Here is a 6,563-nt window from a genome sequence, read left to right on the forward strand (position 1 = left end):
TCCTTGATTAATAAGAAAAATCACCAAACACATCCCATGAGTGGGTTTGCTTTGGTGAGGTTGGTTGTGGTGACTCAACGGAGTCGTAAGATTCAGCTATCTTCTTTGAAGGAAGCTTTTCAGCACGATTGAATTTTTCAACGTAACTGACTTGCTTACTACCCTCTTTTTGATAGCCGCGAGAAAAGTTACCGGAGTAGTAACAAGAAGCAGCATCATCAAGCAGTTGTTGATGTGACTTATCAGGGGATTGTTTTTGTGCTCGGTGATAACACTGAGCGTAGATATCGGCACCGACCTCTATATTGGTGCAAGCGTCAAACGCTTTTTCAACGGTCAGCCCGTAGGCCGGAAAGTTCTTCTTATTGATTTGCATCAACCCTAAACTGTAGTTGAATCCGCCTTTATCCAAATCACTGACAATGTGAAGCGCATCTTCTAAGTTGTCAGGTTGATTCACGGCTTTGGCTCCAATTACCGCAATGGCGTAGGGATTTCGGGAGCTTTCGTTGTCGATGAGGCGTTTAAGGATGCTGGCATCCACTTGTGATTGACAGGTGTTGAGTAGAGGAAGCAGTGCGCTCAACTCAAGGAGCATGTCTTTCCTCCTGAACCACGCCAACAGCAGAGATAGTGGGATATCGCAATAAATGGTCTTTTAAGCGTCGAGCACATTCAACGCCGTACGTTTTGACTCGATAACGACCACGAAAAAGGCAAGGCAACACCTTTTCTTTTAGTTCAATGGGGATATGAACCTTAACGCTAGAGTTCGCGTCCTGAAAAGATGGCGTCTCATTCAAAGAAGGGAAGCGCGTGATGTGGTCAATGACTCGTAATGACGCTTCTTTTCTTAATGTTCGAAACGATAAGGCGGCGGCTTCTTCTAGGGCTTTCGTGGTTTCGGAGTCCAATAACAAATTGATGGACGATAAAGGCATTGTCCCTCCTTGCTTTAGTCCGAAAGTTGGATCTTTTTTGGGTAAAAAAAGCACTATGACTTAGTGCGTAATTTCATGTGGCTATCAAACTTTAATAAGTGATCGGCAAGTCGAACGCTGGCCTCATTCCGTTTTGACCTTTTGTTGTCTCTTGCGGATTCGGTTAATCGTTGATTTGTTTCAGCATCTAGCTCAAACCAGACGCCAGTTAACTTTTTAGTGGGTGGTGTTGGCATTGTTTCTCCTTTTTCTTGGGTTCATTCCAAATGCTGTATGGTGTGGGTTGTTGATTGTGTGCGAGAAAAAAAGCGTCTTTGAATGTTGGCATAAGCAGACATTCGACTTCACTTAATGCGGCTTTACGGTTGACGTGTTGCCGCCAATTTTTCTCTGTGAGAGTGAGGTTACGATGCTTACGATAAATACGGCTGGCTTTCTGTAGTTGCTTGATTTGCTCATTGGAAAGCTCGAACTGGTGATGCTTTTTTCGAGACAGGGTAGGACATTCTGTTATGTCAGTACGCACTGTTTTTTTCTTGTTAGGAATGGCGCGTTGCAACCAAGAAATGTCATCCGTATGGGGAGGAATTAATGAATAAGTCAGTGCGGCAAAAACCGCTTTGTTAGCAACGTGACCGATGGTTTTGACTCTTAAAATAGAAGTTTTTTGAATCAGGTGGTTAAAGAGTCTCGCTTTGTGTTGGTCTTCGCAGAAGCCATACACAATGTGGAGATTACTCATGCGCATTACTCCTCTTGCTGAGTGTGACATAGGTTTGCACTAGAGAAGCGCAAACCTATGTACTCTTATAAAAGAGTGCTCTTTAAGAGCGTAAAACTAGCTGGTACTCCCAGTCGCCTCAGTAAGAGGACATGGTCGCCGCCCCAGCATGACGCAGGCGGTAGTAGGTGATTTAAAAGTTAGGGATATTACGCACCCCGCGCCCCTCGGCGCTCTTTGCGGTCACTGATCTTTTGAACAGTGATCGGTTGTATAATAAAGCATCAAAAAAACACTGTAAACCTATACTTTAAATATAAAGTGATAATTCTTCATTGGAAGTGATGGTTTTTCTACAAGAGAGGAAAATAAGAATAGGTCTGTAAACTGTGAGTGAGATGGGGAAATGTCATTAGGCGGCAGAATAAAAAAATTAAGAGAAGAGTCGCTATGTATATCAAAAAAGGAGCTAAGCGCACTATTAGGTGTTAGCCAGTCTGCGGTGAATCAATGGGAAAACGGTATAAACTACCCATCTCAAAAGAGATTGATAGAGCTATCTCGAGTGTTAAATACTACCTATGAATGGTTGGTAAATGGGATAACGAACTCATCTAATGATGGTTCTGAGTTTGAAGTGCCATTTTATGAGGATGTAAGCTGTAGTGCGGGTTCTGGATTTGTAAACAATGGTGAGGAATCCATTCTAGTTAGTGGTCATTTTATTCCTTTGTTGGGCGACAAAGCGTTAGATAAGGTGATTGCACTCAGAGTCCATGGTGATTCAATGGAGCCAGCTATTTCTGATAAGGGCATTGTTTTTGTTGATACTTCAGATAAAAAAATCATTGATGGTAAGGTTTACGTTTATAAACAAGAAGATGTTCTAAGGGTTAAACGTCTCGAATATAGTGTTAATGGATTGATAATTAAGAGTTTCAATGACAGGTATTCAGATGAAAAAATTACTCAAAAAGAATTTGATAGCTTCTGTGTCATAGGCAGGGTTCTATACAGCATAAATAAGTTTTAAACCAAAACTTTGTTTGAAAAAGTTGATATAAGAGGTATAATCACTACAAGTTCTTGAAGTAAAAGTGCATTACATAGCACGCTAACTACATAGTTTTCTATGTAGTGTATTTTTCGAGGATTAGAATGTGTTAAGGGTGGTACCTTAACTACAAAGCATTCGCATAAAGCCGTTCGCCTGCTCGTGAGCGGCTTTTTTGTGTCTAAAATTTACTATTTGATCTTTAAGAAGATCTTCTGTAAATTGAAGTTTCATTGTTTGGACTACCAACCCAAGCAACCCTAAAAATCGAGCAGACTCATATTATGACCAACTTATATTTTTCTTGCTGTAAGCAAGACACCAACAGACTCAAAACTCAAGTAATGACCCCTATTGTGAATGGCTATCTCAATGAGATCCATTTAGGTCATAGCTTTGAGGGTGAGTCTCATGTTAACGACTAATATCCCATCACCAACAGTAGCTAAAGCACAGTACGATAAAGAATATCGTGCTAAACGTAAGTCGCGTAAGCATGAATTGATAGCCCTACATCATGAAGTCGTCTCTCGTGAGCAAGAAATCAACCCCAATTTTTCTTTTGGTTTTTCCAAGCGTCGCTTATTACGTTCCGGTGAGTGGGTTGATCTCCCGCATGAGTATGCTTTTATCTTAAAAGGCTGTGAGGAGTTCATTACCAATCCACAACGCTTCCCTAGTCTTTTTGCATGGGGTGGTGCTGCAATAAATAACATCCAGTGTCGAACTCTCATTGCAAAAGTGCTTGCATGTATCTTACCAAACACTGATTTGATAGGTGGACGTGTTGGCTTACCAACAGAAGCTGGACTGAGCACAATCAGTTACGATCAACTGCAAGAAGATTATGCCCTTCGTTGGGGGGAATACATTGCCCCAAAATCATTTGCAAAGGTAATGAAATACCTACGTCGAGCTTCATACATGTATACCGAGAGAATTAATGTGTGTGTCGATGATGAAAACGGTACAGTTCGCAGTGCCGCAGGCTACAAGCAATTTACAGCGAAGTTCTTTAACGATTTAAAAGTGACCACTCGCAAAAATATTTGTGATTTAATTATCGCATCGCGCGAGCGTGCCACCAAGAAAGGGTTGCGCTTTGAATGGTTGAACTTCCGAACCATCGCAGCAGGTATCCAAGAGATTTTCAATGCATCGAGGCTTAATGAGTATACTAGCGTTACATCAAGCTGGTTGAGTAGCCATCAAGGGCAATTACCCCTCTCCCCTCACTAACCCTATTCATTGTATCCGCTTTACGGCGGAGGTTTTCGCTCATCTAAAGTTCATTAACGTTCAAATAATCACCAGATTTAGCCAGTGTTACGTCTCTTTTTTATGTATAGATAAACCATTTCGATATCTTTCATCGATAGGAAGCATTTACTTTTTAAAAGGTAGTGCAATAAAATAATGTTAAGAATTACTGCTAAAAATCATCTCAATAGTCTAATGCGGTTATGTGTACTCCGTATCTAAACTTCGTATATACATAAATACTTAAATAAATATTTAATTATATTTAGTTCAGGTTCGTGCTGGCTGCTATATTGGAGCGTAGCGGAAATGTAGAGACAGTACGAAGCCGACAAGCGATAGCGCGTCAGTCTCATCCCCACGTCTAACTTGATCGATCCCCTAAAAGCAGTCGCTTCGCTCCATGATACCTACAGCCAGCATCAACATTAAATGCTTAATAAATAGGATCTAACTCCTAGCTGGCTGCGCTGCTCATCTATCAGCAAAGCTATAAACACTGCGATCGCATTAGCTTCATCGCATAATCTTACTCGCTTCGCTCGCGCATTCTAGCAAGGCGAAGGGCAATTTCTGTGCCGTTACCTTCATTAGACCATTAGGCTTCATCTGGAGTGGTTAGAGAGCTTCTTACTCGCTACGCGAGCGCGTTCTGGTATTCGTCGCGCAGCGACTAATTAGAAAAATAGTGACACTGTAATAGTTGCTTTGCGTTAAGGAATCGAGGGTGTGTGTTCTAACGGAACGGCTTTGTACGTTAAGCTGGTTAAGGGGTCTGAAGCCCAATGGAACGAAAGTGTACGTTTAGAGGATTAAGTTATTGATAATAATTCATTTATCTTAGTTGTGGATTACAAATGTAATTACATTTTGATTTACATTTGTAATGTTTGTGCTATGCTTGAGGGTGTACATATGTACTTACATTTGTAAAGGTTTTAACCATGAAGAGTATTGTTTTACTTAGTAGTAAAGGTGGTGTTGGTAAATCATCACTTATTAAACAGATCCATAGAGAGTTAGTTCGTCTTGGTTATCAGGTTTGGGGGAAAGATACAGATCCCCAAGCTACATATGAGTCATTCTTGAACTCACTTTCTGAACCTGATAATGCTGATTTTTATTTATATGATACTCAAGGTGCTGACTCAGCTATCAATAGAACGTTGTTAGAAGCTATTGCTCAGAACGATAATGATAGTTTGATCATAGTACCTGTTCAGCCTACAGAAACAGACTTAGAAAGAGCGCTGTCTGTAGCCCATCTTTTACAACAATTTAATGTAAGAGATAAGGCGGTTTTCGTTTTGAATCGCTGTTACAGAGAAGCCGATAAAGAAACATTGAAAGCTAAAGAAACATTAAAGTCGTTCAATATAAAAGTTGCCAAATCGGTAATTGTGAACAGGTTACGCTTTGATCAGATTCCTACTCCGAAAATCAGAAATGATGTATCTAAGCTCATACATGAGGTTATTTTATGAAAGATCCACTCTTATCAAATAGGAAATTAACAACTGAGCTTAGTGATGATAGTTCGCTTACCGTTGAACAAATGAAACAACTCAATAGAGATAAACAAAAAGAGTATGCAAACAAGTTATCATCTAATTGGAGAGATGCTAAGTCAGAAATTGAAGGTATGGAGCATGACGAGTTATTAGGTTTTATTGAAGCGAACAAGGATAATGGTTTGCTTGTGCGAGCTGGTACAGCCACCATTCGAGTTTCTGTATATGAATATGCGTTGATGCAATATGTTACAAAGGAAATGAAAGCCCGCTCAGTTCGAGAAGCTATTATAAAATTAATGGAAAATGAATTGTCATTAACTTTGTAATTGCATATGTAACTCTAAATGTAATTACAAATTTGTGTGCAAATGTAATTATGAATGTAAATACATTTGTAATTTAAAATAACCCCCCGATGTAGTTTTCGACGACCGACATCGAGGGGGCACTAAACCCCTAGGAGGAAATTTCAATGCAAGTGAATTGTAGCATTAACCACACCCTAAACCAAAACGCTACTGATGATGAACTCAGGTTACTCGCCAGTCTCATTGAGCGCGATTTTTTCCAACCAGCTCAGCGAACCGTCGTTGAGTCGTTTGTTTCTCGTAAGAGCATCGAAAATTATTTGACTGTTCATGCGAACCGAAAAGGGGAGGGTGTTGGCAGTTTTTAACCTGATACGAATGTGTTTTACCGTCCCTCATTTTGAGGGGCGCATTATGGAAAATATGTTAAATGACTAAATTTAGGGTGATTTTTGCCAGCTCCATTCTCTGATTGCTACAGAACGGCAGAAATCACCCGTCTTCTCTTTCAATTCCTTCCATTTTCATTCTGAAAGTTAATTACAGTTTTCGTCCAAATGTTAAGCGTTTGTGATGCGGTTTCATTTCATCGCGATCTCGACCTGTAACCCACAAAATGATCACTTTTCTACTCACCAATCCCTTAGGGCTTTTTATTAAGCAAAAGAAGCTCAACGTCTATAAAAACGGCATTTTCAAAATAACTAACAAATGTTGAGAAGTTATTGGAGCCCGACAGATAGGACTTATGGCAGTCACGAATAC

The 6,563-nt window shown here is 40.2% G+C and carries 9 protein-coding genes; 5 read left to right on the top strand and 4 right to left on the bottom strand.

Annotation, left to right across the window (positions count from 1 at the left end; translation table 11 throughout):
* Window positions 1-7: 7 nt before the first annotated feature.
* Genes ACLIIY_RS29775 through ACLIIY_RS29790 form a run of 4 tightly spaced genes read right to left on the bottom strand, consistent with a single transcriptional unit; the run spans window position 8 to window position 1,683 of the window.
* Entirely contained in the window at window positions 8-598 is a 591-nt protein-coding gene (locus ACLIIY_RS29775; protein ID WP_434529573.1) for a lytic transglycosylase domain-containing protein, read from the bottom strand.
* The gene (locus ACLIIY_RS29780) at window positions 588-941 is read right to left on the bottom strand and encodes a TraY domain-containing protein (protein WP_434529574.1); all 354 of its coding nucleotides are present in this window, start codon (window positions 939-941) and stop codon (window positions 588-590) included. Before ACLIIY_RS29780 ends, ACLIIY_RS29775 begins: the two co-directional genes overlap by 11 nt.
* 53 nt (window positions 942-994) lie before the next feature.
* Window positions 995-1,177: a TraY domain-containing protein gene (locus ACLIIY_RS29785; RefSeq protein ID WP_434529575.1), complete on the bottom strand. Its 183-nt coding sequence runs from the start codon at window positions 1,175-1,177 to the stop codon at window positions 995-997.
* Window positions 1,150-1,683 carry a hypothetical protein gene (locus ACLIIY_RS29790; protein WP_434529576.1) on the bottom strand — a complete coding sequence of 178 codons (534 nt, stop codon included), beginning with the start codon at window positions 1,681-1,683 and terminating at the stop codon, window positions 1,150-1,152. Before ACLIIY_RS29790 ends, ACLIIY_RS29785 begins: the two co-directional genes overlap by 28 nt.
* Before the next feature lie 385 nt (window positions 1,684-2,068).
* On the opposite strand from ACLIIY_RS29790, the gene ACLIIY_RS29795 reads away from it, so the two are divergent.
* From ACLIIY_RS29795 to ACLIIY_RS29815, 5 genes are all read left to right on the top strand, one after another.
* The gene (locus ACLIIY_RS29795; RefSeq protein ID WP_434529577.1) at window positions 2,069-2,695 is read left to right on the top strand and encodes an XRE family transcriptional regulator; all 627 of its coding nucleotides are present in this window, start codon (window positions 2,069-2,071) and stop codon (window positions 2,693-2,695) included.
* 432 nt (window positions 2,696-3,127) lie between these two features.
* Entirely contained in the window at window positions 3,128-3,955 is an 828-nt protein-coding gene (locus tag ACLIIY_RS29800; protein WP_434529578.1) for a hypothetical protein, read from the top strand.
* 965 nt (window positions 3,956-4,920) lie between these two features.
* Complete coding sequence (locus ACLIIY_RS29805) at window positions 4,921-5,460, top strand: ParA family protein (RefSeq protein ID WP_261918967.1); 540 nt, start codon at window positions 4,921-4,923, stop codon at window positions 5,458-5,460.
* Entirely contained in the window at window positions 5,457-5,816 is a 360-nt protein-coding gene (locus tag ACLIIY_RS29810) for a hypothetical protein (RefSeq protein WP_434529579.1), read from the top strand. The genes ACLIIY_RS29805 and ACLIIY_RS29810 overlap by 4 nt, the downstream gene beginning before the upstream one ends.
* A 146-nt stretch (window positions 5,817-5,962) precedes the next feature.
* The gene (locus tag ACLIIY_RS29815; RefSeq protein ID WP_434529580.1) at window positions 5,963-6,166 is read left to right on the top strand and encodes a hypothetical protein; all 204 of its coding nucleotides are present in this window, start codon (window positions 5,963-5,965) and stop codon (window positions 6,164-6,166) included.
* The last annotated feature ends 397 nt before the right edge of the window (window positions 6,167-6,563 follow it).

The organism is Vibrio sp. K4 (assembly GCF_051122595.1).
GTDB classification, from domain to species: domain Bacteria; phylum Pseudomonadota; class Gammaproteobacteria; order Enterobacterales; family Vibrionaceae; genus Vibrio; species Vibrio owensii.

Coding starts and splice junctions, on each gene's coding strand:
- ACLIIY_RS29790 (WP_434529576.1), bottom strand. CDS start 1,683: ATGAGTAATCTCCACATTGTGTATGGCTTCTGCGAAGACCAACACAAA.
- ACLIIY_RS29815 (WP_434529580.1), top strand. CDS start 5,963: ATGCAAGTGAATTGTAGCATTAACCACACCCTAAACCAAAACGCTACT.
- ACLIIY_RS29780 (WP_434529574.1), bottom strand. CDS start 941: ATGCCTTTATCGTCCATCAATTTGTTATTGGACTCCGAAACCACGAAA.
- ACLIIY_RS29775 (WP_434529573.1), bottom strand. CDS start 598: ATGCTCCTTGAGTTGAGCGCACTGCTTCCTCTACTCAACACCTGTCAA.
- ACLIIY_RS29805 (WP_261918967.1), top strand. CDS start 4,921: ATGAAGAGTATTGTTTTACTTAGTAGTAAAGGTGGTGTTGGTAAATCA.
- ACLIIY_RS29795 (WP_434529577.1), top strand. CDS start 2,069: ATGTCATTAGGCGGCAGAATAAAAAAATTAAGAGAAGAGTCGCTATGT.
- ACLIIY_RS29800 (WP_434529578.1), top strand. CDS start 3,128: ATGTTAACGACTAATATCCCATCACCAACAGTAGCTAAAGCACAGTAC.
- ACLIIY_RS29810 (WP_434529579.1), top strand. CDS start 5,457: ATGAAAGATCCACTCTTATCAAATAGGAAATTAACAACTGAGCTTAGT.
- ACLIIY_RS29785 (WP_434529575.1), bottom strand. CDS start 1,177: ATGCCAACACCACCCACTAAAAAGTTAACTGGCGTCTGGTTTGAGCTA.